A 24,699-nucleotide genomic window follows, 5' to 3' on the forward strand; every position below is an offset into this window, starting at 1 on the left:
CAACATGGTTAATAAGTTGCAAACAGCGGTCACGCCTTAGACTTAGGTTGTAGGGCGAAGCCAACTGTGCGGCATCATGGCGGCTAAATCGCGCCGATTTCCTTGAGTTTCTTCAATACCGCCTGGTTCGGCTCGCCGTCTTCGGGCAGGTTGTAGTGCTTCTGAAAATGGCGGATGGCTGCGCGGGTCTGCTCGCCGGCGACGCCGTCGACGCCGACATTGGCATAGGCCATGTTGGAAAGACCCTTCTGGATCTTCAACACCAGGTCGACATTGGTGATTTGGCTTGATGGAACCTGCTTTGCGGCTGATGGAACCGTTTTGACGGTCTTCTCGGCGCTGCGGATCGCCGCTGCCACCGGGTCTTCCGCCGCCGCCTTCGAGCTGACGTCCTCGGGCGGCTTTTCGGCGGGTACGGTCGAGGGACCGGCGGCATCGGTCTTCAGCGCCACGAGCACCTCCGGCGTCGGATCGCCGGTCTGGGTCATGCCGACGGTTTCCTCGAAGAAGAGAATGGCCGCACTGGTGCGGGGGCCGATAATGCCGTCCGGAATGCCATTATAGAGGCCGCGGCGCACCAGCTGCTGCTGAATGTCCATGACGAGCTGGCTCGGCTGCTGGCCGGGTGCGGCAGGCGCCGGCGTCGCGTTGGTGGTAGCGGTATCCTGCGGCCGTTCGATCCGGAAGGTGGTGACGTCGCCCTGTTGCTCCTCGGCCGGACGGCGGGCGCCGAGCACGGTCGGAGACTGCGGATCGCGGGTACGGAAGATCGGATGCGGATGCAGGCCCGGCTGATACCAGAGCGCATTGGCGGCGACGAAGGAGAAGATGACGGCGAAGGTGATCGTGCCGCCGGCGACCGACGGATTGCGGCCGATGACGCCGCCGAGCACGGATGCGCCTTGCAGGCCGAGCCCGCCGAGGGCGGCGGCGCCTGACATCAGAAGGCCCGGCTGCTGCCGTCCCCGTTTTCCCTTAGGCGATTTTCGCTTGCGCGCGGCCATCGAAACGCCCCTCTTCCAATTCTGCGCCTGTATTGACCGCGCCCTTCAGCCGCGGCGGAAACTCGACAGTCGCACCATGGCCGGCGTCTTCGGCGTGCTGGGCACCCGAGCCGTCCATTGCGATCTCGATGGTAATGATCGTGCCCTCGCCCGGTTGGCTGGCGATGGCGAAATACCCACCATGCAGGGCCACCAACCCTTTGACCAGGGAGAGACCGAGGCCGGAGCCTTCGAAGCGGCGGGTATAGTCGTTCTGGATCTGGACGAAGGGCTGGCCGAGCAATGCCAGCTTGTCGGCCGGGATGCCGATACCGGTGTCGCTGACGGTCAGCTTGAGGATGCCGTCGCGGGCTGCCGCATCGACCGAGACGACGCCGCCGGCCTCGGTGAACTTTATCGCATTGCCGACGAGGTTGATGAGGATCTGCTGAATGGCGCGCTGATCGGCGACGACCTCGCCGAGGCCACGTTGGACACGGCTCGTTAGCGTGAGGCCCTTGGTCTTGGCCTGCAATGCCAGCATCGATTCGCAGGATTTGACGGAGCTTGATATATCGAAGGCTTCGAGGATCAGCTCGTAGCGGCCGGCTTCGATCTTGCTCATGTCGAGCATGGTGTTGACGACGGACAGTAGATGCGCGCCGGATTCGCGGACCAGGCCGACATATTCGCGCTGACGGTCGTTTTCAAACTTGCCGAAATATTCGCCGATCAGGATATCGGAAAAACCGAGAATGGCGTTCAGCGGCGTGCGCAGCTCATGGCTGACGGCCGCGAGGAAGCGCGATTTGGCATCATTTGCGGATTCGGCATCGGCGGCGCGGTTTTGGGCTTCGTCACGCAGCTGCTGCTCGACGGAGACATCGCGCAGCTGGGCAATGATGGCGGCAAGTTCGCCGTCGGTGTCGCGCCGGGCCGTCATGTCCATTCTCAGATAGGCAAACTGGCGTTGATCGCGCGAGACCGAGGGCCGGTCGAGGCGCAGGTCGACGCTCTGAGCATCCTCGCCCCGGCGCAGGCCATCGAGCGCCTGCAGGAAAAGAATGCGGTCGGAGACATGCACCTGCTCGAGGAAGCCCCTGCCCTTGGGATCACGCATCCAGGCGAGGAAGTCGCGCCGGTCGCGGCCGCCGACGGTCGCCACACTGCCATGCGGGTCGAGGAAGAAGACGAGGCCCGGGGTGGCGGCAAGGAAGAAATCCTCCGCCGACTGCGTGGCGATACCGGCGGACGAACCCTGACGGGCGAGCGCGATGCTGCCGACGGCGGAAAAGAGAAAGGCGGCGCAGACCATGGCGACACCGGCCGGCAGCGCCACGGCCGGACTGGTGACCGCCGAAAGGCCGATAGGAGCGGCAACGAGGGCGGCCGACGAGAACAGCACGAGGCGGCGCAGGATCGCGAGCTCGCGTTGGCGCACGGCCTCACCGCCGCCCGTCCGGGAGAGCCAGCTTGTCGCCGCCCGGTCTACGAGGGCCGTCATCCAGCCGCCAATGTTACTCAATACACGCACGCAATACCCGCCCGAAAGGCTGTCTATCGATCCGGACAATAGGCCTTGGCGACTTAAAGAAAGGATAAGGCAAAAGCGCTGTTCACAGCCTGAAACGGCCGAAATTCTCGTTTTGAAGCATCTGGAAGGCTCTTTGCCTTTTGTGGTTAATAGGGGGTAAGCGACGGATTTTCCTCATATTTCAGCATTGCGTTAACTCCTGTGGCAAGGCGAGCCGGCAAAAGTCCTGCAATTGCAAGCAGGTGCTGCCCTGATGCTTAACGGCGATCGCTCGCATTCGACTAAAATGCGGCTCAAATGCCGTTCGCTAAAATTTGAACTAAATTTGCCGCAAATGCGCGTGAGTTTCGAAAAGCGGCATTCGCAACTTGGCGGTAGGGTGAAAACACACCGGACAACCGGCCTGATTCGGCGACAAGAACCGGACGGGGAAAACAGGATGGGCAACGACAATGTGGTTTCTGATCAAAGGATCCTTCTGGTTTGGCCTCGTGCTCGTGCTTCTTTCCGTCTTCAGCACGGAGAGTTCCGACAAGCTCGCCAACGGCCCGCAATTGCAGCTTTCCGACGCGTTCACGGCGGCAAGCGGCGCCTATGACTATTTGACCGGCATGTGCTCGGAGAAGCCCGAGGTCTGCGCCAAGGGCACCGAGACCCTCACCGCACTCGGCTATCGGGCCCGCGAAGGCGCCCGCGTTGCCTATGAACTTCTCGACAGCCAGTTCAAGGACGAGGCGCCGGCAGCCGCAAAGCTTGCCGAACCGCAGATGCCGGTGGCGCTCAACATGCCTTCCCTCACCACGCCTGCCATCCAGGAAAAGGTGCGCGAGGCAAAGGCCGCGCTCAACCAGCCGATGCCTTACCGTCCGCCGGTCGAAGATGACGCCTCCTCTGAGACGGTGGTAACAGGCGCTATTCCACTGCCGACGCCGAAGCCGGCGACCTGACCCTCAACCAGCTTGCATCGGTGATCCGCATGACGCGGAGATGCCCCATGCCTGACGTGCCTGCCCTGTTTAATTCAGCATGTTGCTGCGCCGTGAGGATGCCCATCCTTCACGGCGTTTCTTTTTAGCGGTTCAAATCCGCCAGTCTTTCACCTATATGCAGTCTTAATAGTGAAAGGCTCTTGCATGGCATCCCTCGACCAGATCATCGACGACTTTGCTTTCCTGGACGATTGGGAAGACCGCTACCGCTATGTCATCGAACTCGGCAAGGCGCTGCCCGACTTGGCCGAGGAGAAGCGCACCTCGGAGAACAAGGTGATGGGCTGCGCCAGCCAGGTGTGGCTGGTGACCCATACGGCAGGCGATCCCGACAATCCGGTCATGAGCTTCGAGGGTGATTCCGACGCCCATATCGTGCGCGGCCTCGTCGCCATCGTGCTTGCCACCTATTCCGGCAAGATGGCATCCGAGATCGCCGGGCTCGATGCCTTCGAGATATTCTCGAAGATCGGCCTGGTGGAGAACCTGTCATCGCAGCGCTCGAACGGACTGCGGTCGATGGTGAACAGGATCCGCGAAGAGGCAAGAGTCCGCGCTGCGGCTTGACCGTGCTCGTGGCTGGCCTGCTTTGAGGGTCACAGGACGCCAGCGGGTCGGTGCCGGCTCTGCAATCGAGTATATTAACACTTACTCATAGTATAGGAATACATTCTAAGTCTGTCGGCAAAGCATAAGACGGGATCGCTTACGCTGTCGTGGCGTCCGGCCGAAACGGGCCGGCTGATCGATCGGCCGACTCCGTTTGAGCCAACAGAATGATTCAATCTAACCCCGACAGGCTCCAAATACCCGAAAGGTATTTCTTCACCTTGCTAAGGCACAAAAAAGCCGGGCACAAGACCCGGCTTTTTGTCGTCGATGCTTTCGAAAAAGCTCAGCCGCGGCCGCGCTTGCGGCGCTGCCCGAGGCCCATTTCCTTTGCCAGGCGCGAACGCGCTTCGGCATAAGCGGGCGCTACCATCGGGTAATCGGTCGGCAGGTCCCACTTCTCGCGGTATTCTTCCGGCGAGAGGCTGTGATGCGTCATCAGGTGACGCTTGAGGGACTTGAAGTTGCCGCCGCATTCCAAACACGTGATCTGCTCGTCCTGTACGGACTTGCGGACAGAAACTGCAGGCTTCTGCTTTTCGACGATTGCCGCAGCAGGCTGCGGTACGGACGTGTTGCTCAGTGCCGAATGCACGTCGGAAATCAGATTGGCCAGGTCGCTGACCGGTACAACATGGTTGCTGACATAGGCCGCCACGATGTCGGCCGTCAGTTCCACAAGCAGCTCCGGCGCACTGCCGGTCGCTATATCTGTCATATTCTTTCTCCTGTTAGCATGCTCAAACGGTCTTTGACTGACACGCCAAAGACCCGCCTCGTAGAAGCGAACAGCAAAAGCACAGGAAGCGACCTTCTGTTTCGAAAAACGCGAAATCCACCCCTAGATTCCGAAGAGCGTGACCTGTTCTTATACTGCCTGACTGGAAACCACTACGTCATGCCCCAGGCGATGGCCTCAGTTTAGACATTAAAAATCAAAACTGAGGGACTTGGAAGCAGTACGATTGCAATCCACAATCAGAACTCTACTTGCATTTTCAAATACCATCGTTTGGTCGAAAGGCCAATTATTATTTGTCGTTTTTCTTGAGAAAAAATGACAGATGAAGAATTGAGGGTCTCTTCGGCAAGCTTTACTCACAGCTACCTGTGCATAAGTTTTGCATAAATCTGGTAAAGTCGCCGAACAGCATAGGCTCAACGATCCCTGATATCGTCACGGACCGAGAGTGCACCGAGATCGTATCCCGAACGATGGGCAGCTCTGGCAAGCAGATGGGCAGACACCGGCGCCGTCAGCAGGAAGAAGACGAAACCGGCAAGGGCGCGGGCGAGAATCGCCGGGTCCTCTGAATAGAGACCGGCGGCAAGGAGCAACAGGCCGGAGCCGACGGTCCCCGCCTTCGAGGCCGAATGCATGCGCGTATAGAGATCGGGCAGCCGGACCAGGCCGATCGCCGCCGCAAGCGCAAAGAGCGCGCCGACGATCAAAAGCAGGGCGGTGATGGCAGCCACGATATAATCGATCATCGCTTCTTTCCTCCTGCCCGGCGCTTTTGCGTGTTGCCATTTGCCGCAGCGGCGGGCGGCTTCGATTTGATGTTGCCGCGCGACAGTACGAATCGGGCGAAGGCGACGGTCGCCAGGAAACCGACGAGGCCGAGCGAAATGGCGATATCGATATAGAGCGAAAAACCGGTCTTGACCGCGATGACGGCGATGAAGCCGATGGCGATGCCGGCCAGCATGTCGAGGGCGAGGATCCGATCCGGCAATGTCGGACCGGCAACGACGCGCCAGACGGTCAGAATCAGCGCCAGGCCGAGGATGACGAGTGCGGCCGAGGATGCGACCGCGACGATGGCGGCAGGTGTGATCACCGGAAGGCCTCCATGATCTTGCGTTCGAAACCGTTGGCGATATCACGCTTGGTCGTCTCGGGATCGGAACAATCGAGCGCGTGCACATAGAGCGTGCGGCGATCTGCAGAGACGTCGACCGAAAGCGTACCTGGAGTCAGCGTGATGAGGTTTGCGAGCAAAGTGATCTCGAAATCGCTCGTCACCGTCAGCGGGAAGGCGAAGATGCCGGGCTTCAGCTTCATATCGGGCGAGAGGACGGTGACCGTGACCCTCCAGGCCGACAGCGACAATTCCTTCAGGAACAGAGCGGCGAGCGAGAGCACCGGGAGGACGCGGGGGATATGCCCCTTGCCGCCGAAGGATTCACGGATGATGACCAGCGCCAAGGCCCCAAGCAGCAAGCCGAGGACGAGATTGTGCAGCGAGGCGCTGCCGGTAACGGCGATCCAGGCAATGGCAAGCAACAGGTTGAAGAGGAAGAAGATCACGGCGCGCGCCCTTCCGGGAAGACCGAATGGAGATAGGCCTGGGGATCGGCCAGGCCGGCCGCGGCCGATTGCGACAGCGCCAGCAACTGTTCCGGCAGGATGCCGAAGCCGACGACCAGCGCTGTCAGTGCCGCGAGCGGCAGGCCCGTGCGCCACCTGGCCCCAGACGGCGTCAGAACTATTGGCGTCATTGCCATCGGCGCCGGGCGCCAATAGGCGAGCAGGAAGAGACGGCCGAAGGCGATCGTCGTCAGAAAACCGCCGAGGAGGATCGAGGCCGCCAGCCACCAGACACCGAGATCGAGCGAGGCCTTGACGAGAATGACTTTCGGCCAGAAGCCCGAAAAGGGTGGCAGGCCGCAGGCGGCAAGGAAGAGCGCGAGAGAGAGAGCGGTGAAGCCGCCGCTTTGCCTGTAGAGCCCGCCGAGGGCCGACAGCGAAAAGCCGCCGCCGCGCCGGGCGATCTCGCCGGCGGCAAGATAAAGCGCCGTCATCAGCACCATGGAATGGAGCGCATAGAAGACAGCGCCGCTGATGCCGCCAAGGCCGCCGAGGGCGACGCCGGCCAGCATGTTGCCGATGCCCGATATGACGACATAGCCGAACAGCCTGCGGATATCGTTTTCGGCAAGCGCGCCGAGAGCGCCGACGAGAATGGTCGCGGCGGCGGCGAGCGCGATCACCAAGCTCAATTCCTGGCGCTCCATCGGCAACAGCATGACCATCACCCGGATTAGCGCGTAGATGCCGACCTTGGTGAGCAGGCCGGCAAACAGCGCGGAGACCACGATGCGCGGCGTATGGTAAGCGGCGGGCAACCAGAAATTGACCGGGAAGGCTGCCGCCTTCATGCCGAAGGCGAGCAGGAAGAGGCTTGCCAGCGTCATCAGCGGCGCCGTGCCGCGTAAATCCCCAACTTTTGCGGCGATATCGGCCATATTGAGCGTGCCGAAGGCGGCATAGAGAATGCCGACGCCGACCAGGAACAGGGTCGTGGCAATCAGATTGAGCACCGCATATTTCAGCGCGCCGTCGATCTGCTCACGTTCGGAACCAAGGATGATCAGCCCGAAGGAGGAGATCAGCAGCACCTCGAACCAGACATAGAGATTGAAGATATCGCCGGTGAGAAAGGCGCCGGTGACGCCGGCCATCAGCAGCATCAGCAGCGGGAAGAAGCCGTATCGCCGGCCGCTTTCGCCGATATCGGCCAGCGCATAGATGCCGCCGGCGAGTGCGGCCAGAGCTGCGGTGAAGGCCATCAGCGCACCGAGGAGATCGACGGTGAAGGCGATGCCGAAGGGCGGCAGCCAACGGCCCATGACCATGGTCAGCGGCCCGTCGGCCGCGACCTTGGCGAGCAGTGCCGCATCGATCAGCGCCAGCGCCGCAAGGCCAGGGATGGCCAGCCAGGCCTGCAGACGGGGATAGCCGCGCAGCATCAGCAGGACGGCGCCGAGCGTGATGCAATGGGCGACCGGCAGGATGGCAAGCCAATGACCGATCGGCACCGGAGCGGTGATCAGGGCGGCGGAGAGATCAACGGTGGCGGTGGGGGCGGCCATCAGATGGCGCCTCCGCTATCGCGAGAGAGGGCTTGGGTGTGCATCCGCACCAACATCCTCAATACTCCAATGGCGGCAGCGGCCGGTCATCGGGCTCGGCGGCGCGCATGTCGCTGGTGTTGTCGGTGCCGAGGTCCTGATAGGCGCGGTAGGTCAGCACCAGCAGGAAGGCGAGGAAGGAGAAGGAGATGACGATCGCGGTCAGGATGAGGGCCTGCGGCAGCGGGTTGGCCGTGCCTGCGGGCAAGCTGTCGAGACCCACCGGGATGATCGGCGGCACCTCTCGCGTCAGCCGACCGCCGGTGAAGAGCAGGAGGTTAACGGCGTTGCCGAGGACGGCGATGCCGAGCATGATGCGGATCGAGAATTTCGACAGCATCAGATAGATGGCGGCGGCGAAGAACAGGCCGACGAGGATCGCCAGAAGCGGCTCCATCATTCCACCTCCTTTTCTTCCAATGCCAATGCGATCGAGGTGATGGCGCCGAGCACGACAAGATAGACGCCGATATCGAAAAGCATGACGCTCGACAGCGGCACCTCGGCGCCCAAAAGCGTCGGATAGATCCAGAGGCCGGTCATGAAGGGAACGGCAAAGAGGATGGAGAGAAGACCGGCTGCGGTCGACAGCAGCAGGCCGAAGCCGGCAATCGACAGCGGATGGAAAAACAGTGCCCGACGAACAGCGCCGACACCGCGGGCAATGCCGTAGATCGCCAGTCCCGAGGCCGCGATCAGCCCGCCGATGAAGCCGCCGCCCGGCTCGTTATGGCCGCGCAGCAGCACGAAGACCGAAAAAAGCAGCATCAGTGCGGTGAGGAACGGGGCGACGGTGCGGAAAATGAGAGTGTTCACGCGATCAGCCCTCTGCCGCGGGATCATTGGCGGCAAGCTTGCGCTCGCTGCCGGCGCGAATCCGGATCAGCGCCAGGATGGCAAGGCCGGTGACCGCGACGACGGCGATTTCGCCAAGCGTGTCGGTGCCGCGAAAATCGACGATGATGACGTTGACGACGTTGGCGCCGTGGGCGATCGATTTGGAATAGGCGTTGAAGAAGGCCGTCAGCGCGTCGTTGAACGGCGCCTCGGTCGCCCGCATCAGCAGAAGCATGAAGCCGAGGCCGCAGGCAAGCGCCAGCGCGCCGTCGAAGAGCTTGCGGCCGAGTGGCCTTTGATCGTCGGGTGAGAGACGAAGCCTGGTCATGACCAGGGCAAGGATCACCACCGAAAGCGTTTCGACCATGAACTGGGTGAACGACAGATCCGGCGCGCCGAACAGCAGGAAGATAATGGCGACGGCGAAACCCTGGATGCCGAGCGAGACGATCGCCGTCAGCCGATCGCGGGCGACGAGCACGGCAGCAAGGCCGAAAGCGGCGATCAGGAAAACCGCCCATTCATAGAGTCTCACATCGGCCGGCCAGGCGGGAAAGCGCGGCAGTTCCCCATAGACGACAGGGGGAATGATGAGGATGGCGGCGACGCAGAGGAAAGTGCAGGTGACATAGATTTCGAGCCGGCCCGGTTGCAGGACACGCATGAGGCGGCTGGAGAAGCGGACAAGGCCCGATATAGCGACATCAAAGCCATGGTCCGGCCCATGGCCGATCGAACGCAGGACGACGGCCATCAGGAAACGGGCGCGCGCGAGCTGCCAGTAGACGCCGATGCCGAGCAGCACGGTCAGGGCGGAGAGCGCCAAGGGCAGGCCGATATGCGGCGTCAGCGAAATGTCGATGTCGACGGATGTCTGGCGGATGGCGGATGCGATCGGCGACGACAGGACGGTATGGGTGAAGGTTGAAAAGATCGCCGCGAGCAAGCCGAGGACGGCGAGAACGGCCGGGCCGAGCCAGAGCAGGACTGGCGCTTCGTGCGGCGGTTTCGGCGTCTCCACCGGTCGGCCGAGGAAGGGTTTCAGCGCCACGGCAAAGGCGACGGCAAACATCAGCGCATTGCCGAAGACGGTGATCGATGTGAAGGTAAGCGCGCGGACATCGCCACTGACGAGTGCGGTATAGATCTCCTCCTTGGCGAGGAAGCCGAAGAAGGGCGGCAGGCCGGCCATGGAGAAGGCCGCCGCAAGCGCGATCATCCAGGTGAGCGGCATCGCCCGCATCAGGCCGCTGAGCCTGGTAATATCGCGCGTGCCGGTCTCATGATCGATGATGCCGGCGACCATGAAGAGCGCGCCCTTGAACAGCGAATGCGCCACCAGATAGAGCGCCGCCGCCTCGACCGCATGGTCCGAGCCAAAGCCGATCAGCATGACAAGCAGGCCGAGCGAGGAGACGGTGGTATAGGCGAGCTTGAGCTTCAGGTCGGTTTGGCGGATCGCAAGCGCGGTGCCGACCACCAGCGTCAGCCCGCCAAAGAAGGGCAGAAGGATTTCCCAGGCAGGCGTCGCCCCCATGACGGGGTTGAGCCGCATCAGCAGATAGACGCCTGCCTTCACCATCGTCGCCGAATGCAGATAGGCCGAAACCGGCGTCGGCGCTTCCATGGCGTTCGGCAGCCAGAAATGAAAGGGAAACTGCGCCGACTTGGTGAAGGCGCCGCCGAGGACCAGGATGAGGGCCGCCAGATAGAACGGGCTTTCGCGCACGATATCGCCGGCGCCGATGAGCCGCGACATCTCGGTGACGCCAGAGATGTTCCAGAGCAGCAGCAGGCCGGCCAACAGGCAGAGCCCTCCCCCGCCGGTCACAACAAGCGCCTGCAGGGCGGCGCGGCGAGCCGCCGCGCGCTCATGATCGAAACCGATCAGCAGGAAGGACGTGATCGACGTCAGTTCCCAGAAGACGAAGAGCATCAGGAAACTGTCGGAAACGACGACGCCGAGCATCGCGCCCATGAACAGGAAGATGAAGGAGAAGAAGCGGCCCTGATCCTTGTGTCCTTTGAGATAGCCGCCGGCATAAAGCACGATCAGGGTGCCGATGCCGGTGATCAGCAGCGCGAAAGCCAGCGACAATCCATCGAGGAACCAGGAGAACGAGAGATGATAGCTCGGCACCCAGGCATAGCCGCCGGCAACAACCTCGCCGCGCGCGATCCGAGGAATGAACCGCAGGAAATGCAGGAAGGCGAGGAAGGGAGCGATCGCCAGGAGCCAAGCGCCACTGGCGCCGAAGATGCGGATGACGAAAGGAGCGACAAGAGCGCCGGCGAGTGGCAGACACAGGGCCAGAAATGTCAAAGCCGTGACATCGGCCATGTCTCCTCCTCTACCAAGATATTTCCTTGGATCGGGATCGATCCAACGATGAAATCATGCAGCAATTCAAAGTGCTACAGCATCTTTTGCGCATCTGACAAGACGCGCAGCGCTGTAAAGGCAACGGACGAAAAGCCGGAGAAAACCGACCTGTCTTCTGACTTAGGCGAAACGAGGGAGTGTCTCAAGCGATTTCGACCGCTCCTGCGAAGCACGCGATGTTCGAAGCCGATCAGGCCGTCGATCTGGAAAGGCGCGTCAGCAGCCGGGCGATGCAACCGTGCAGGATGAACACCAGAAGCGTCAACGGCCAGAGCAGGCAAGCAAGGAGCCCGGCGAGACGATGAAGCGTCAAGCCGTCATGGTTGGCCCAGCCTTCCAACAGGGTGACCGCCATGGCTGCCACGGCCACAAGGCCGTAGAGCAGGACGATTGCTGCCTCAAACACCAGTGATTCTCCAATGCACGCAACATTAACCCTAACAGAAAACCCCTAACGGATGTAAAAGCAAGCCTCTTCCCCCAATTGGGTATGCAGCCAATCTCATGGCGCGCCGCGGGAGACTTGATGAAGTGAATGCGGCGCACCACATTTTCTCGCGAAACGGAACCCGCCCCTCGGCGAAAGGAGCACCTCATGTCCGAAACTGCGACGACCGCCAAGATCCACAAGACCGACGCCGAATGGAAAGAGCAGCTCACCCCCGAGCAATACCGCATCACGCGCCAGCACGGCACCGAACGCGCCTTCACCGGCCCCTACTGGGATTCGTTCGAGACGGGGCTTTACCGCTGCGTCGGCTGCAACGCGCCACTTTTCCGCTCCGACACGAAGTTCGATGCCGGCTGCGGCTGGCCGAGCTATTTCGAAGCGGTGTCGCCCGAAGCGGTGATCGAGCATCGCGACACGACCCACGGCATGGTGCGCACCGAAATCCGCTGCGGCAGCTGCGACGCCCATCTCGGCCACGTCTTTCCGGACGGCCCGCCGCCGACCGGCCTGCGCTATTGCATCAACGGCCACTCCATGGTGTTCGAGCCTGGGAAATAGGCCTGAACCTGCGATCGGCATCTGCCGATCCCGCGACCATGAGGAGGCTAAGCGCGACGGAAATTTCCGTGCCACCATGGACGACATGATAGCGGCGGCCGCCAGATGGTCGGCCGCCGCCCTCGCTTCGATCAGCTTCTGATGGCGATGCGCCTGACCTGTGACTGCGCCTTTTCGGTCTTGGGCAAGGTGACGGTCAGGACGCCGTTCTTGAAGGTGGCGTCGACCTGATCTTCCTTGACCTCGGTCCCGAGTGGGATGCGTCGCTCGAAGCGGCCATAGTAGCGCTCCGAGAACTGCTTCTCCTTGTCTTCCGTCTCCGAACGCTTTTCACCCTTCAGCGTCAGAACGCCGTCATCGAGAATGACCTCGATGTCCTTTTCCTCAAGGCCGGGGACTTCGGCCGTCACCTTGATGTCCTTATCGGTGTCGGAGATCTCGACACTCGGCCAGCCGGCACCGAAACCGCTGGCGCCCCGCAGTGACGGCAGGCCAGAGCCGAAGCTGCGGAAAGCATCGTCGAACAGCCGGTTTACCTCGCGATGGAGCGACAGGAAAGGATCATGGTCGTCCTCGCGGAGGAGACTCGGAACTTGGTGGCCGTTGCTGCGGCCCCATGGAATCAAATCACGAACACTCATGGCTTACTCCTTTCTGGTGGTTCTTGGGCATTCCTGACGGTTCAGGCTGCCTGCGTCTCGGCCTCGATCTGCTTGGTCTCGGCCTTCGGCATTGCATTCCCAGTTCCGATCTCGATCTGGCGCGGCTTCATCTCTTCAGGAATTTCACGCTTGAGATCGATGGTCAGCAGACCGTTGACGAGGCCGGCATCCACGACCTTGACGTGGTCGGCCAATTCGAACCGACGCTGGAAGCTTCGACCAGCAATGCCGCGATGCAGGTATTGAACATCTTCGCCGTTCGCCTTCTGCCCTGAGACGACGAGCATGTTCTGCTCTTGGATGATCGCCAGTTCGTCCTGCGAGAAGCCCGCCACCGCCATGGCGATGCGGTATTCGTCCTCGCCGGTTTTGACGATATCGTAAGGCGGCCAGTTGTCGATTGTCTCGGCGCGGCTTGCAGCCTCGAGTGCGTTCAACATCCGCTCGAAGCCGACGCTCGACCGGATCAGGGGAGAGAAATCGAGGTTTGTCCTCATAGCCATATCCTCCTTACAAGCAACATGGATACAGGAGACGCCAAGAGCGACAGGCGTCTCCTGGACCTGTCGATCCCTGCTCGGCGATCGACAATACTGATATAATTCAGCAGTTTACCGTTTCAAGAGGAGAGAATTTCTCAGCGAAAAATTGCTTTCTTCGAAGGCACCACCATATCTGGGCTGAGCTTGAGAGAGGAGAAATGGTTATGACAATGACTTCAAAGGACGTCATCGCCGTCCTCGGGCCCGCCGATGAAACGCTCGTGGCCGAGGTCATCGCGACAGGCGCCACCCAGGCTGAACTCGCCGAGGCATTTGCGTGGGCAAGCAACGACGAAGCCTTGATGGGTGAAGGCCGGCCTCTGCCAACAGGCAGGGTTGCTGCGCTTGTTGATCTGCTGAGTTCGGATGAAGAGGAACCGGAATAGGAAAGGCGGATGACCCGCCTCCCCCACCGATCCGTCATGCTATCGTGAGCACCTGAACATTGCCGTGGCGATCCATCACATCGACCCCGACCGGCGAATGGCGACGCCAGCCGAGCCATTACCGATCAACAGGCCGCTGCATTCCGTTCGCTATAGCCACCAGCGGCTGATCGGACCGAACGAATGGCGACTTGCGATTGCACTAAATCGAATCCGACAGTCCCAGCAGATCGTTGCGTGCCCCAGCCATTGTTGCCCATAGGGCCTCACCAACCGCTCGGCATCGCGCGAAAGCCGCAATCAATCGTGATCGGCAGGGCATGGCCAAGTGGAGGGTGCCGAAAGGCCTGCCGGCAGCTTGGTCGAGGCATCGCCGCAGGCAAGGTCGATCTGCGCCTGTTCGAGCCCGGCGGCGCCCGAGAGGTCGAGGCCTTCGATGCGGGTCAGGAACATGAAGGCGCGCTCGAAGGTCGCCGGGCCTTCGAAGGTGGCCTTGGAGAGATCGGCGCGGGAGAGATTGGCGAAAGAGAATTTCACCCCCGTCAGCACCGCCTTGTCGAAATCGGCGCGGCCGAGTTCAGCCTTTTCGAAGCTCGCGCCGGAGAGCTGGGCGCCGGCGAAATTGGCGCGCTGCAGCTCGGCGCCAGCAAAGGACGCGCCCTCGGCGGCGACATTGGCGAAGCTGGATCGGTAGGCCTCGATCTTGGCGAAATTGGCGCCTTCGGCGTGTGCGCCCTCCAGCGAGGCGCGCACCAGCGTCGCTTTCTCCAGATTGGCGGATTTGACGTTGGCGCCGGCGAGATCGGTCAGCGAAAAATCGGTGCCGACGAGATTGGCGCCTTCGAGATCACTGCCCTGCAGCATCAGGTTTTTCTTGGTGCATTCCTGCCAGTCGAGCTTCGGCTCGGCCAGACTGCTGCAATCGGCGGCCCGTGCGGCAATTGGCGGAAATGCCAGAAGGACGAGGGCAAGGAGACCGAGCGACGATCTTTGCATTGCCATTGAACTATTCACCCCCATGACGCTTACAATACGCTTCAGGCCGCCTTCCGCGAAGCAGGCTGCTTCCACATTCTTACACAGCTCAGACTACAATAAAAAGATGGCGCGCGCCGTTCACGATGGCTTTGCCTGATGCTTCTGGGGCTTTGCCATGCGTCCGGGGCTTTTGCCGGGCAGACAGATCAATCCGCCTTGCCGGGCAGGCGAAGTTCCATGCAGGTGAGGTCCAGCCAGCGGCCGAATTTGGTGCCGACCTCGGAAAATCTGCCGGCGATGCGGAAGCCGAGCTTTTCGTGCAGCCTGATCGAGGCTGCGTTCTCAGCCTCGATACCGGCAATCATCACATGGATATTGCCGGCCGCAGCACGCGCGATCAGTTCCCGCATCAGGCGCCAGCCGATGCCCGCACCGCGGCAATCCTTGTCGACATAGACGGAATGCTCGACCGTGTGGCGGTAGCCGTCGAAAGGCCGCCAGTCGCCATAGGAGGCATAGCCTGCGACCTTGCCCGATAGTTCGGCGACGATGACGGGAAAGCCGCGCGCCTTGCGCGCCCTGAACCATTCCAGCCGGTTTTCGAGATCGACCAGCGTATCGTTCCAGATCGCCGTCGTGTGCTCGACGGCGTGATTGTAGATATCGCGGATGGCGGAAAGATCGGCTTCGGTGGCGTCGCGGAGGAGGATAGCGTCTGTCATGATGCTCGGGTTCATATTATTTGCGAAGGCGGGCATACGCCCCGCCTGCAAAGATGTAAACGGCGGATGCGAAAGACCGACGACCTCCAGCACATCAGTCGTTCAGAGGCCTGGCGCAGACAGGCTGAAACAGGTGAAGACGGCCGAATAATGCACGGCCGCGGCGGTGACGACGAAGCCGTGCCAGATGGCGTTCTGGAAGCGCAGCTTCTCCCAGACGTGGAAGATGACGCCGAGCGAATAGATGACGCCGCCAATGACAATCAGCAGCATGGAGGCGGCTGGAATGCGTGAGGCGACGGGCTCGGCCACCAGCACGCCGCTCCACCCCATGGCGAGATAAAGCAGGATGGCGAGACGGTCGAAACGCCCGGGAAAGACGCATTTCAGGAGAATGCCGACGGCGGCAAACAGCCAGATCGCGACCAGCATGAACAAGAGCAGCGGATCGTCGGCGCCACGTTCGAGGAAGGGCGTATAGGTGGCGGCGATCAGGAGGAAGATCGCCGAATGATCGAAGCGGCGCAGATACCACTTCGTGCGCGAGACCGGCCAGGCGTTGTAGGAAAAGGAAATGGCAAGCGTCAGCACCAGCCCGACGCCATAGATCCAGGCGGCAGCGAGCGCGCCATAGGAGCTCCAGACCGTGGCGTAGAAGATCAGCACGGTAGCACCGATCAGGGCCAGCACGAGACCGACGCCATGAACGATACCGTCGGCGATCAGTTCGTATCTATCATAAGCCCAGCGAATGCCGTTGAACTCGCCCATGCGCGCCCAATCCGTTTCATACTCCGATTGCAATCGTCGCATCGAACGGACGGGCGCGCAACTGCGGCAAAGCGCATAGGTAGTAAATCTTCGTGACAGGCAGCAGGGCACCCCGCCCTGCCTTCGACAGCGAGCGGAAAGGCCTATCGCGGCTGGCGCGCAACTGAGAAAATGCAGTTGCGCAAGAATCAGACCTTCTGCCGGTCGACCAGCACCGAGCATTTGGCATGGCGCACGACCCGGTCGGCGGTGGCGCCGATGAAGTAGTTGGAAAAGTCGGGAACGTGCGAGGCGACGATAATCAGGTCGGCGCCGTGGCTTTCGGCGGCCGAGATGATCGCTTTGGCGGGCGGGCCGTTGCGGATCTCGACAGTTGCCGCAACACCGGCTGCGGCGAGCAGCGCTTCCAGCTGCTCGCGGCTATCCCTCATGACGTCCTCGACCATATTGGCCGGCAGTTCGATCGCGACATAACTCGGCACATCCTCGACGACATTGAGCGCGATGATCTCGCCGCCTGCGTCGAGCAGAGACGCGGCCTTGCGAAGGATTTTTTCTCCCTTGTCGATGCCGCCGAGCGCGATCGCTACGATGATCTTCCTGTACATGGCTTCCCTCCATGACTGAGATATAAGTTTTCCTCTAATGGAGATATGGGCGCATTGATCGCAATCAAGTGGGCGCAAGTCATCGTCAACATCTGCTCAACGCTTCATCCTCAAAAACGGGTCTTCTGTGAACAATTGGAATGCGCCATATAGGGATCAAGTACGGCAGCCGAGGGGAGATCAGAGGCAAATGAACCGGCGAAACTTCCTCGGGCTTGCCACGGGCGGCATGTTTGCCGCCGCCGCCGGTACGCCTTCTATCCTACGGGCCAATTCAGAGGCAGGAGAACAAGCCATGACGACCGAAACTTCCTATGCGCTGACACGGCCCGCCTATATCGACCAGTCGCATCTGGTCGTGACCGACCTCGGTCTGGTTTCCGGCTTCTACCAATCGATGCTCGGCCTGAAGGTGATCGAGAAGACGGCGAGCGGCGAAGTGCTGGGTGTCGGCGACCTGCCCTTGCTAACGCTGACGACCGCAAAGAATGCGACCATCGCGCCGCGCAATGCCGCCGGCCTTTTCCACACCGCCTTCCTGATGCCGGACCGGACGGAACTCGCACGCTGGCTGCGCCATGCGGCACAGAATAACGTCGCGCTCGACGGCGCCTCGGATCATCTCGTCAGCGAGGCGATCTATCTTTCCGATCCCGAAGGCAACGGCATCGAGATCTATGCCGACCGGCCGCACGAACAATGGAAATTCCATGAGGACGGCATGGTGGAGATGGCGACGCTGCGCCTCGACCTGCAGGCGCTCTACAACAGCGCGCCTGATGAGCGCTGGGACGGCATGGCTGCGGGGACGGCGATCGGTCACCTGCATCTGCAGGTCGGCGACATCCCGCAGGCCGACGCCTTCTACCGCGACGTCCTCGGCCTCAAGCTGATGGCGCGCTATCCGGGCGCCAGTTTCTTTGCGAGCGGCGGCTACCACCACCATCTCGGCGCCAATATCTGGAACAGCCGCGGCGCGACGGCACGCGCCGGCAACATGACCGGGCTGTCCGACTACAAGATTCGTTTCAACGACAAGGCCACGCTGGATGCGGCGGTCTCCAAGCTCGACGGTCTCGAAATCAAAAGCGAAAAGCGCGATGGCGGCGTGTTCCTGAGGGATCCATGGGGTATCGGTCTGACGCTTTCGGCGTAACTCCTGCAACAACGGATCAGCCCTCCGGTTGAAGGAATAACCGCGGAAATCGGCCTGCTTCGGTTGCACGCCGGACTGCAAAGGGCGCCTGTGCGCCTTCACGCGCACCGCGCCACATTGTCACACCCTTGAGGAACCGGAACCGCATCGGCGCGTTTCCGTGAGGAAGCAATGGGGCTTCGGGGACCTCACCGCATGGGCATCGCCAATGGCATCCGCAAACAAGCAAAGAAGATCGCCATCGGCGAACGCCACACCAGCGCCTGGGCACAGTCGCTAAAGGAAGCTGCGGAAGAACTGCCGCCGCCGCCGTTGCACCGGTTGGAAAAAGACGGGCTCGATGTCAGCATGGCTTGGGCGATCATCGGCATCTTCGGCATTCTCTTCCTTGCCGCCGTCTATTTCATGTCGCTGATCCTCATCCCGATCACACTTGCCGTCGTCGTCGGCATGATCCTCGGCATGGCGGCAGAAAAGCTCAGCCGGATGGGCGTGCCTCGACTGGCCAACGCCTTCATGCTGTCAAGCGGCGTCGCGTTGGTGATCTTCCTGCTGATCAACTCGCTCGCCGACCCGTTGATGATGCTTGCCAATGAGGGGCCGGCTTTCGCCGAGCGAACCATCAACCGCATCATGCCTTATCTCGAGCGCATCGAATGGCTGCATATCACGCCGGCGACATTCGAAAGCGGGCCGATGTCGATCGGCGCGCTGCTCGAAAACACCGGCAACGTGCTGCATGTGGTGACGACCAGCTTGACGCCGGCGCTGGTGCAGGGATTGATCTTCTTTGCGGCACTGCTGCTCTTTCTCGCCAGCCGGGTCAACCTGCGCAAGACGATCATCATGACCTTCCGCACCCGCACGCAACGCCTGGCGGCGATCCGCGTCATCAATGCCGTCGAGCAGGTGCTCGGCTTCTATTTCGCCACCGCCTCGTTGATCTATGTCGGGCTCGGCGTCGTCATGACCGTCATCGCCTATGCGGGCGGGCTGGCGGTACCTGTGCTCTGGGGCTTCTTCGCCTTCCTGTCGAGCTTCATCCCTTATCTCGGCATCACGCTGATGACGTTTGCCGTCGCCGTCGCCGGCATCCTCACCCATGATGACTTCATCATCGGCCTGATGCCGGCCGCGGCCTTCTTCACCGTGCATCTCCTCATGGAGAACCTGATCTTCCCCGCAGTGATGGGACGGCGACTGGAAATCAATCCCTTCGTCGTCTTCCTCGCCATCCTGTTCTGGACCTGGATGTGGGGTGCCGTCGGCGCCATGCTGGCGCTGCCGCTTTCACTGATCGTCATGACCGTTATCGACGAACTGCTGATCGAGGAAAAGCCGCAGCCGCAGTTGCCGAAATGATCAACCGGGGAGACGTTCGTGGCATCTGATCTCGATCTTGCCGAATCCGATCACGACCAGATGGTGAGCGGCCGTTCTCTCTGGGGGAAGAGCGGCATACGGCCGGAATGGCGGCCGACCGAGCAGAGCTTTTCCACCGACGTCGCGGTAGTCGGCGGCGGCATCACCGGTGCCTTGGTTGCCGAACATTTGACGGCCCGCGGTTTTTCCGTGGCGCTCATCGACCGGGAGGTGCCCGGTTTCGGCAGCACCGCGGCGAGCACGGCGATGCTGCAATGGGAAATCGACAGCACGCTCACCGAACTCGAGGATTATTACGGCTTCGAGCGCGCGGCCGGGATCTACCGCCGCAGTGGTGCTGCGGTCGCCGGCCTTTCCAAGCTGATCGCCGCCAACGGCATCGCCTGCGGCTTCCGGCCACGCAACACACTCTATCTCGCCGCCAACTGCGAAGGCGCGCGCAACCTCATGGAGGAGCGCCAGCTTCGCCGCCGGGCCGGCCTTCCCGGCGTCTATCTCGAACATCCCGATCTCTTCACACATTTCGAGCTCGACCGGGATGGCGCGATCTATTCACCGAGTTCGGCGGAGTGCGATCCGCTGCTTCTGACCTGGGCCCTGATCGAGATGGCGGCGCGGCGCGGCGCACGGCTGGTCAACGCTTCCGTGACTGCGCTTCACAGCGAAGGCGATCACGTGGCAGCGGAGACGGACGGAGGTCACCTCATCGAGGCGCGGCACATCGTGCTTGCGACCGGCTATTCGATGCCGGGCCTCGACATGCCGAAGCTGCACCGGGTCAGTTCGAGCTGGGCGCTCGCCACCGTGCCGCAGGACCCGGCAAATTTCTGGCGCGACAGGGCGCTGATCTGGGAGAATAGCCACCCCTATCTCTACATGCGCACGACGGCGGACAATCGCATCGTCGCCGGCGGCGAGGATGACGATACCACGGATGCCGAGGCACGAGATCGGAAGCTGCCGGCAAAGACCCTAGCGATCCAGGAGAAGATGAAGCGGCTGTGGCCGAAGGCGGATACGCGCGTTGCCCATGCCTGGTGCGGAACCTTCGGCGAGACGGTCGACGGTCTGCCGCTGATCGGCCCGGTGCCGGAGACGCCGCATGTGTTCTCAGCCTATGGCTACGGCGGCAATGGCATCACCTTTTCCTATCTCGCCGCGCAGATGATCGGCGCCATGCTCGCCGGCATGCATCGCGACTGGTTCGAGGATTTCGCACTCGACCGGGATGGGCCGGGTTTGCGCCGTTTTGGAGAGGATGTGGCGCGGGCCGGGAAGGAGCTGAGGTAAGGTCACGCATTGACTGTCTTGGCGTGGGGCACCCCCCTCTGCCCTGCCGGGCATCTCCCCCACAAGGAGGGGAGATTGGCTGGGCGCGATGGCTTCCTTAAACAAGGGGCCGTCACATGAATCGTAGATTTAGGGCGAGGCATGGCTTCTTACCGATCTCCCCCCTTGTGGGGGAGATGGCCGGCAGGCCAGAGGGGGGTGCCCCCACGGCCTGCCTTCAATCACTCGGTCGTCTTGTCGTCACCGGTGTCCTCAACATCCTCGAGGCGAACGAACTCCGTACCCTTCGCCTTGAGATCGACCAGCGCCTTGGCCACCCCCTCGCCGGCCGCATGGGTCGGCTGGTTGACAGCCATGCGGCCGGATGTCACCGCAGCCGCTTGGACGGACAGGCCGTATCAATCATAGAGGTAATACTTGTTCCACTTCTCGCGCGGCACCTTCTCGCCGATCTCGTAGTTGAGCTCGCGCACGTTGATATGCTGCGGACCGGTGATGCAATTGTAGGAGAGATGGTACCAGTCGCCCTTGCTCCGAAAGACGGCACCTGGCGCCTCCAGCGAATTGTCGCCGGGAATCGGGTCCTTGAAGGTATAGGCGATGACCTTGTCGGGCTTGAAGCCGGTGCTGTCCTTGTTGATGCGGCTCATCGCCTCGGTGTCACAGCTCTGTTCCAGGCGGGTCGAGGGATCGAGTTTTTCCAGTTGCTTCTTGATGGCGGGATCGACGGCAAAGGCGGGGGCTGCAAGGCTTGCGAGGGATAGAAACAGGACCAGACGTTTCGGCATTGCGGAGAAATCCCTTACTGTTCTGCAATTTTCACCCTACCGCCGACAGCCTGCCGGGAGCTTGGCACGTGCAAATTCACTGAGATAGCGGACTTTCTTAAATATTGTGGTGACATCAAGGCAAGGTGGCTTGGGTGTCCTCCTTGTCTGTGGAAGGGCACCTGTACCCTTGGCGCGCCCTTACCTCACCCTTACCGCTTGATCCGGCGGCGGCGCGCCTCTATCTCTTGCCAACCCGACATTCCGACCCGGAGCCATTCCTTGTCCGTTTTCAAGAGCCTGCCGACACCGCCTGCCGCACCGAAGAAGCCGATCTCCGATACGCGCCACGGCATCACCCGCACGGACGACTATGCCTGGCTGCGCGCCGACAACTGGCAGGCGATGTTCAAGGATCCGTCGATTCTCGACCCTGAGATCCGCCGCCATCTCGAAGCCGAAAATACCTATATGAACGCGGCGATGGAGGACACCAAGCCGCTGCAGAAGGTGCTGTTTGCCGAAATGCGCGGCCGCATCAAGGAAGACGACAGCTCGGTGCCGATGAAGGACGGCGCCTATGCCTACGGCACTTTCTATGTCACCGGCGGTGAACAGCCGCGCTTTTTCCGCATCGCCCGCGATGGCAATGTCGCCGACGAAACGATCCGCACCGTGCTGCTCGACGGCGACAAGGAGGCATCAGGCAAAGCCTATTTCCGCCTCGCCGGTCTCGACCATACCAGCGACCACAGCCGCGGCATCTGGGGTTACGACGACAAGGGCTCGGAATTCTTCACGCTGCAGGTGCGCGACCTTCAGACCGGGCAAGACCTTGCCGACCGGATCGAGAATACCGGCGGCGGCGGTGTCTGGGCGCCCGACGGCAAGAGCTTCTTCTATTCGGCGCTCGACGAAAACCACCGGCCGTCGAAGGTGTTCCACCATATTCTTGGCCAGCCGCAGTCGGAAGACCGGCTGGTCTATGAGGAAGCGGATGCCGGCTTCTTCATGGGCGTCGGCGGCTCACTGCTCGACGATTTCATCTATATCGACATTCACGACCACGAGACCAGCGAATACCGGCTGCTGTCGACCAAGGACCTCACCGCCGAACCGAAGCTGGTGGCGGCGCGCGAGGAAGGCATCGAATATTCGCTGACCGAGGGCGGCGACGTCTTCTACATCCTGACCAATGACGGCGACGCCAAGGATTTCAAGATCATGGAAGCGCCGGTTGATAAGCCCGGCAAGGAAAACTGGCGCGAGGTCGTGCCGCATAAGCCCGGCACGCTCATCATCAGCCACATGGCCTATACCCGCCACCTCCTGTGGCTGGAGCGCAAGGACGGCCTGCCGCAGATCATGATCCGCGATCGGGCGACCGGCGAGGAACATGCGATCGCCTTCGCCGAGGAAGCCTATTCGCTGGGGCTGCAGGGTGCTGCGGAATACGACACGGATATCATCCGCTTCTCCTATTCCTCGATGACGACACCGTCGCAGCTCTACGACTACAACATGGTGACGCGCGAGCGTACGCTGTTGAAGACGCAGGAAGTGCCGTCCGGCCACAATCCCGACGACTACGTCACCCGCCGCGTCTTTGCCCCGGCATGGGATGGCGAGAAGGTGCCGGTCACCTTGCTCTATCGCAAGGATACCCCACTCGACGGCAGCGCCCCCTGCCTGCTCTACGGCTACGGCGCCTACGGCATCACCATTCCGGCCGGCTTCAACACCAACTGCCTGTCGCTCGCCGACCGCGGCTTCGTCTATGCCATCGCCCATATCCGCGGCGGCAAGGACAAGGGATTTTCCTGGTACGAAGACGGCAAGATGGACAAGAAGACCAACACCTTCAAGGACTTCGTCGCCGCGGCCGATTATCTGAATCAACAGAGGTTCACCTCTTACGCGAAGATCATCGCCGAGGGCGGATCGGCCGGCGGCATGCTGATGGGTGCGGTTGCCAACATGGCGCCGGAGAAGTTCGCCGGCCTCATCGCCGCCGTTCCCTTCGTCGACGTGCTCAACACCATGCTCGACGACACTTTGCCGCTCACCCCGCCGGAATGGCCGGAATGGGGCAACCCAATCGACAGCAAGGAAGAATACGAGCAGATCGCGTCCTACTCGCCCTATGATAATGTCGGCGCAAAAGCCTACCCGCCGATCCTGGCGCTCGGCGGCCTGACGGATCCGCGCGTCACCTATTGGGAGCCGGCCAAATGGGTGGCGAAGCTGCGCGACAAGACGACGAGCAACGCGCCGATCCTGCTCAAGACCAACATGGACGCCGGCCACGGCGGCGCCTCGGGCCGCTTCCAGCGGCTGGAAGAGATTGCGTTCGAGTATGCGTTTGCGATCAAGGTTGCTGGGAAGATGTGAAGGGCTGGATGGGGTGTGCTGTGTGGTACCCCCTCTGCCCTGCCGGGCATCTCCCCTACAGGTGGGGAGATCACAAGTGGGTTGACCGTCCTGCTCATCTACCGTTTCGCCGTGCTGCAGCGTTGATTGTTTGGGGAAACCAGAGCGCCCAGCCAATCTCCCCACCTGTGGGGGAGATGCCCGGCAGGGCAGAGGGGGGCCGGCACGGCACGAGGTCAAGGGAGAGAGAAATGCCCGTCTATATCGCCCTACTCCGCGCAGTGAATGTCGGCGGCACTGGCTCGCTGCCGATGGCTGAGCTGAAGGCGATCTGCGAAGGCCTCGGCTTTTCCGACGTGAAGACCTACATCCAGAGTGGCAACGTGCTTTTCCGTTCGGATGAAGCGGAAAAGACGGTGGGGGAGCGTCTCGACGAGGCGCTCGGCAAGACGATGGGCAAGCGGCCGGGCGTCATGGTGCGCAGCCGGAAAGAACTCGAAGGCATTGTCGCCGATGCGCCCTTCCCGGATGCCAAGCCGAACTTCCTGCTGGTCTATTTCCTGCCCGAAAAGCCGCCCGGCGATGCGCTGGAAAAGATGGTGGCGCCCGATGGCGAGGAGGCCAAGCTCGCCGGCCGGGAAATCTATGTACATTACCCCAATGGTTCCGGCCGCTCGAAGCTGAAGCTGCCGGCGCTGAAACCGGGGACGTCGCGCAATCTCAACACCGTGCGCAAGCTCGCGGCGATGGCGGCGGCGTTGGAGGACGGGGACTGAGGATGTCAGCGCAATTCCCGACGCAAAGG

The 24,699-nt window shown here is 61.6% G+C and carries 27 protein-coding genes and 1 pseudogene; 9 read left to right on the forward strand and 19 right to left on the reverse strand.

The window, feature by feature from the left end:
- Positions 1-83: 83 nt before the first annotated feature.
- Both GFM02_RS25130 and GFM02_RS25135 read right to left on the reverse strand, forming a co-directional pair.
- Positions 84-1,004 carry a peptidoglycan-binding domain-containing protein gene (locus tag GFM02_RS25130; protein WP_168267692.1) on the reverse strand — a complete coding sequence of 307 codons (921 nt, stop codon included), beginning with the start codon at positions 1,002-1,004 and terminating at the stop codon, positions 84-86.
- Positions 976-2,556 carry a sensor histidine kinase gene (locus GFM02_RS25135; protein WP_205930451.1) on the reverse strand — a complete coding sequence of 527 codons (1,581 nt, stop codon included), beginning with the start codon at positions 2,554-2,556 and terminating at the stop codon, positions 976-978. The genes GFM02_RS25130 and GFM02_RS25135 overlap by 29 nt, the downstream gene beginning before the upstream one ends.
- A gap of 413 nt (positions 2,557-2,969) precedes the next feature.
- On the opposite strand from GFM02_RS25135, the gene GFM02_RS25140 reads away from it, so the two are divergent.
- Positions 2,970-3,464: a DUF5330 domain-containing protein gene (locus GFM02_RS25140; RefSeq protein ID WP_168323117.1), complete on the forward strand. Its 495-nt coding sequence runs from the start codon at positions 2,970-2,972 to the stop codon at positions 3,462-3,464.
- A gap of 186 nt (positions 3,465-3,650) precedes the next feature.
- Positions 3,651-4,073 carry a SufE family protein gene (locus GFM02_RS25145; RefSeq protein ID WP_029875300.1) on the forward strand — a complete coding sequence of 141 codons (423 nt, stop codon included), beginning with the start codon at positions 3,651-3,653 and terminating at the stop codon, positions 4,071-4,073.
- 328 nt (positions 4,074-4,401) lie between these two features.
- Here the strand turns inward: GFM02_RS25145 and GFM02_RS25150 are convergent, their stop codons facing one another.
- The 9 genes from GFM02_RS25150 to GFM02_RS25190 form a co-directional block, all read right to left on the reverse strand.
- Positions 4,402-4,833 carry a MucR family transcriptional regulator gene (locus tag GFM02_RS25150; protein WP_003546634.1) on the reverse strand — a complete coding sequence of 144 codons (432 nt, stop codon included), beginning with the start codon at positions 4,831-4,833 and terminating at the stop codon, positions 4,402-4,404.
- 440 nt (positions 4,834-5,273) lie between these two features.
- Positions 5,274-5,606, reverse strand: coding sequence for a monovalent cation/H(+) antiporter subunit G (mnhG, locus tag GFM02_RS25155; RefSeq protein WP_168272538.1), 333 nt, complete (start codon positions 5,604-5,606; stop codon positions 5,274-5,276).
- Positions 5,603-5,956, reverse strand: coding sequence for a cation:proton antiporter (locus GFM02_RS25160; protein ID WP_020049185.1), 354 nt, complete (start codon positions 5,954-5,956; stop codon positions 5,603-5,605). The genes mnhG and GFM02_RS25160 overlap by 4 nt, the downstream gene beginning before the upstream one ends.
- Positions 5,953-6,426 (reverse strand): Na+/H+ antiporter subunit E, encoded by a 474-nt coding sequence (locus GFM02_RS25165; protein ID WP_168272539.1) that lies wholly within the window; start codon positions 6,424-6,426, stop codon positions 5,953-5,955. The genes GFM02_RS25160 and GFM02_RS25165 overlap by 4 nt, the downstream gene beginning before the upstream one ends.
- Entirely contained in the window at positions 6,423-7,991 is a 1,569-nt protein-coding gene (locus GFM02_RS25170) for a Na+/H+ antiporter subunit D (protein WP_168323118.1), read from the reverse strand. Before GFM02_RS25170 ends, GFM02_RS25165 begins: the two co-directional genes overlap by 4 nt.
- Before the next feature lie 58 nt (positions 7,992-8,049).
- The gene (locus GFM02_RS25175; RefSeq protein WP_168272557.1) at positions 8,050-8,427 is read right to left on the reverse strand and encodes a Na+/H+ antiporter subunit C; all 378 of its coding nucleotides are present in this window, start codon (positions 8,425-8,427) and stop codon (positions 8,050-8,052) included.
- Positions 8,427-8,846: a Na(+)/H(+) antiporter subunit B gene (locus GFM02_RS25180; protein WP_020049181.1), complete on the reverse strand. Its 420-nt coding sequence runs from the start codon at positions 8,844-8,846 to the stop codon at positions 8,427-8,429. Before GFM02_RS25180 ends, GFM02_RS25175 begins: the two co-directional genes overlap by 1 nt.
- Before the next feature lie 4 nt (positions 8,847-8,850).
- Complete coding sequence (locus GFM02_RS25185; protein WP_168272541.1) at positions 8,851-11,208, reverse strand: putative monovalent cation/H+ antiporter subunit A; 2,358 nt, start codon at positions 11,206-11,208, stop codon at positions 8,851-8,853.
- A 232-nt stretch (positions 11,209-11,440) separates the two neighbouring features.
- Complete coding sequence (locus tag GFM02_RS25190; RefSeq protein WP_017959623.1) at positions 11,441-11,656, reverse strand: hypothetical protein; 216 nt, start codon at positions 11,654-11,656, stop codon at positions 11,441-11,443.
- Positions 11,657-11,845: 189 nt separating this feature from the next.
- Here GFM02_RS25190 and msrB point away from each other — a divergent pair, with 189 nt between their 5' ends.
- On the forward strand, positions 11,846-12,259 hold the full coding sequence (gene msrB, locus GFM02_RS25195) for a peptide-methionine (R)-S-oxide reductase MsrB (RefSeq protein ID WP_017959622.1): 414 nt from the start codon (positions 11,846-11,848) through the stop codon (positions 12,257-12,259).
- Positions 12,260-12,390: 131 nt separating this feature from the next.
- On the opposite strand, the gene GFM02_RS25200 is transcribed toward msrB, so the two are convergent.
- Complete coding sequence (locus GFM02_RS25200; RefSeq protein ID WP_131641475.1) at positions 12,391-12,900, reverse strand: Hsp20/alpha crystallin family protein; 510 nt, start codon at positions 12,898-12,900, stop codon at positions 12,391-12,393.
- A 41-nt stretch (positions 12,901-12,941) separates the two neighbouring features.
- Positions 12,942-13,418, reverse strand: coding sequence for an Hsp20 family protein (locus tag GFM02_RS25205; protein ID WP_027665108.1), 477 nt, complete (start codon positions 13,416-13,418; stop codon positions 12,942-12,944).
- Between the two features lie 209 nt (positions 13,419-13,627).
- Between GFM02_RS25205 and GFM02_RS25210 the strand changes: the two genes are divergently transcribed.
- A complete protein-coding gene (locus GFM02_RS25210; RefSeq protein WP_017959619.1) occupies positions 13,628-13,849 on the forward strand; it encodes a hypothetical protein in 222 nt (73 codons plus the stop codon).
- A gap of 300 nt (positions 13,850-14,149) precedes the next feature.
- Here the strand turns inward: GFM02_RS25210 and GFM02_RS25215 are convergent, their stop codons facing one another.
- From GFM02_RS25215 to GFM02_RS25230, 4 genes are all read right to left on the reverse strand, one after another.
- Positions 14,150-14,851, reverse strand: coding sequence for a pentapeptide repeat-containing protein (locus tag GFM02_RS25215; RefSeq protein WP_168323119.1), 702 nt, complete (start codon positions 14,849-14,851; stop codon positions 14,150-14,152).
- A gap of 182 nt (positions 14,852-15,033) precedes the next feature.
- Positions 15,034-15,585: a GNAT family N-acetyltransferase gene (locus GFM02_RS25220; protein ID WP_168323120.1), complete on the reverse strand. Its 552-nt coding sequence runs from the start codon at positions 15,583-15,585 to the stop codon at positions 15,034-15,036.
- A gap of 66 nt (positions 15,586-15,651) precedes the next feature.
- Positions 15,652-16,320: a PAQR family membrane homeostasis protein TrhA gene (gene trhA, locus GFM02_RS25225; RefSeq protein WP_027665105.1), complete on the reverse strand. Its 669-nt coding sequence runs from the start codon at positions 16,318-16,320 to the stop codon at positions 15,652-15,654.
- 188 nt (positions 16,321-16,508) lie between these two features.
- The gene (locus GFM02_RS25230; RefSeq protein WP_168272545.1) at positions 16,509-16,928 is read right to left on the reverse strand and encodes a universal stress protein; all 420 of its coding nucleotides are present in this window, start codon (positions 16,926-16,928) and stop codon (positions 16,509-16,511) included.
- Between the two features lie 190 nt (positions 16,929-17,118).
- Here GFM02_RS25230 and GFM02_RS25235 point away from each other — a divergent pair, with 190 nt between their 5' ends.
- The 3 genes from GFM02_RS25235 to GFM02_RS25245 all read left to right on the forward strand — a co-directional run bounded on the left by GFM02_RS25235 (position 17,119) and on the right by GFM02_RS25245 (position 20,757).
- On the forward strand, positions 17,119-18,084 hold the full coding sequence (locus GFM02_RS25235) for a VOC family protein (RefSeq protein WP_205930453.1): 966 nt from the start codon (positions 17,119-17,121) through the stop codon (positions 18,082-18,084).
- Positions 18,085-18,279: 195 nt separating this feature from the next.
- The gene (locus GFM02_RS25240) at positions 18,280-19,446 is read left to right on the forward strand and encodes an AI-2E family transporter (protein WP_168272547.1); all 1,167 of its coding nucleotides are present in this window, start codon (positions 18,280-18,282) and stop codon (positions 19,444-19,446) included.
- 18 nt (positions 19,447-19,464) lie between these two features.
- Positions 19,465-20,757 carry an FAD-dependent oxidoreductase gene (locus tag GFM02_RS25245; protein ID WP_168272548.1) on the forward strand — a complete coding sequence of 431 codons (1,293 nt, stop codon included), beginning with the start codon at positions 19,465-19,467 and terminating at the stop codon, positions 20,755-20,757.
- 221 nt (positions 20,758-20,978) lie between these two features.
- Here the strand turns inward: GFM02_RS25245 and GFM02_RS25250 are convergent.
- Together GFM02_RS25250 and GFM02_RS25255 are read right to left on the reverse strand one after the other, a co-directional pair.
- Positions 20,979-21,152, reverse strand: a pseudogene (locus tag GFM02_RS25250) (polysaccharide deacetylase family protein); the annotation flags it as partial.
- Positions 21,153-21,155: 3 nt separating this feature from the next.
- Positions 21,156-21,545 carry a DUF930 domain-containing protein gene (locus GFM02_RS25255; RefSeq protein ID WP_065279336.1) on the reverse strand — a complete coding sequence of 130 codons (390 nt, stop codon included), beginning with the start codon at positions 21,543-21,545 and terminating at the stop codon, positions 21,156-21,158.
- A gap of 261 nt (positions 21,546-21,806) precedes the next feature.
- On the opposite strand from GFM02_RS25255, the gene GFM02_RS25260 reads away from it, so the two are divergent.
- Together GFM02_RS25260 and GFM02_RS25265 are read left to right on the forward strand one after the other, a co-directional pair.
- On the forward strand, positions 21,807-23,915 hold the full coding sequence (locus GFM02_RS25260) for a S9 family peptidase (protein ID WP_168323122.1): 2,109 nt from the start codon (positions 21,807-21,809) through the stop codon (positions 23,913-23,915).
- Positions 23,916-24,145: 230 nt separating this feature from the next.
- The gene (locus GFM02_RS25265; protein ID WP_168272550.1) at positions 24,146-24,670 is read left to right on the forward strand and encodes a DUF1697 domain-containing protein; all 525 of its coding nucleotides are present in this window, start codon (positions 24,146-24,148) and stop codon (positions 24,668-24,670) included.
- Positions 24,671-24,699: the final 29 nt, after the last annotated feature.

This window comes from Rhizobium leguminosarum bv. viciae, from assembly GCF_012276115.1.
In the GTDB taxonomy this organism is placed as follows: domain Bacteria; phylum Pseudomonadota; class Alphaproteobacteria; order Rhizobiales; family Rhizobiaceae; genus Rhizobium; species Rhizobium leguminosarum_T.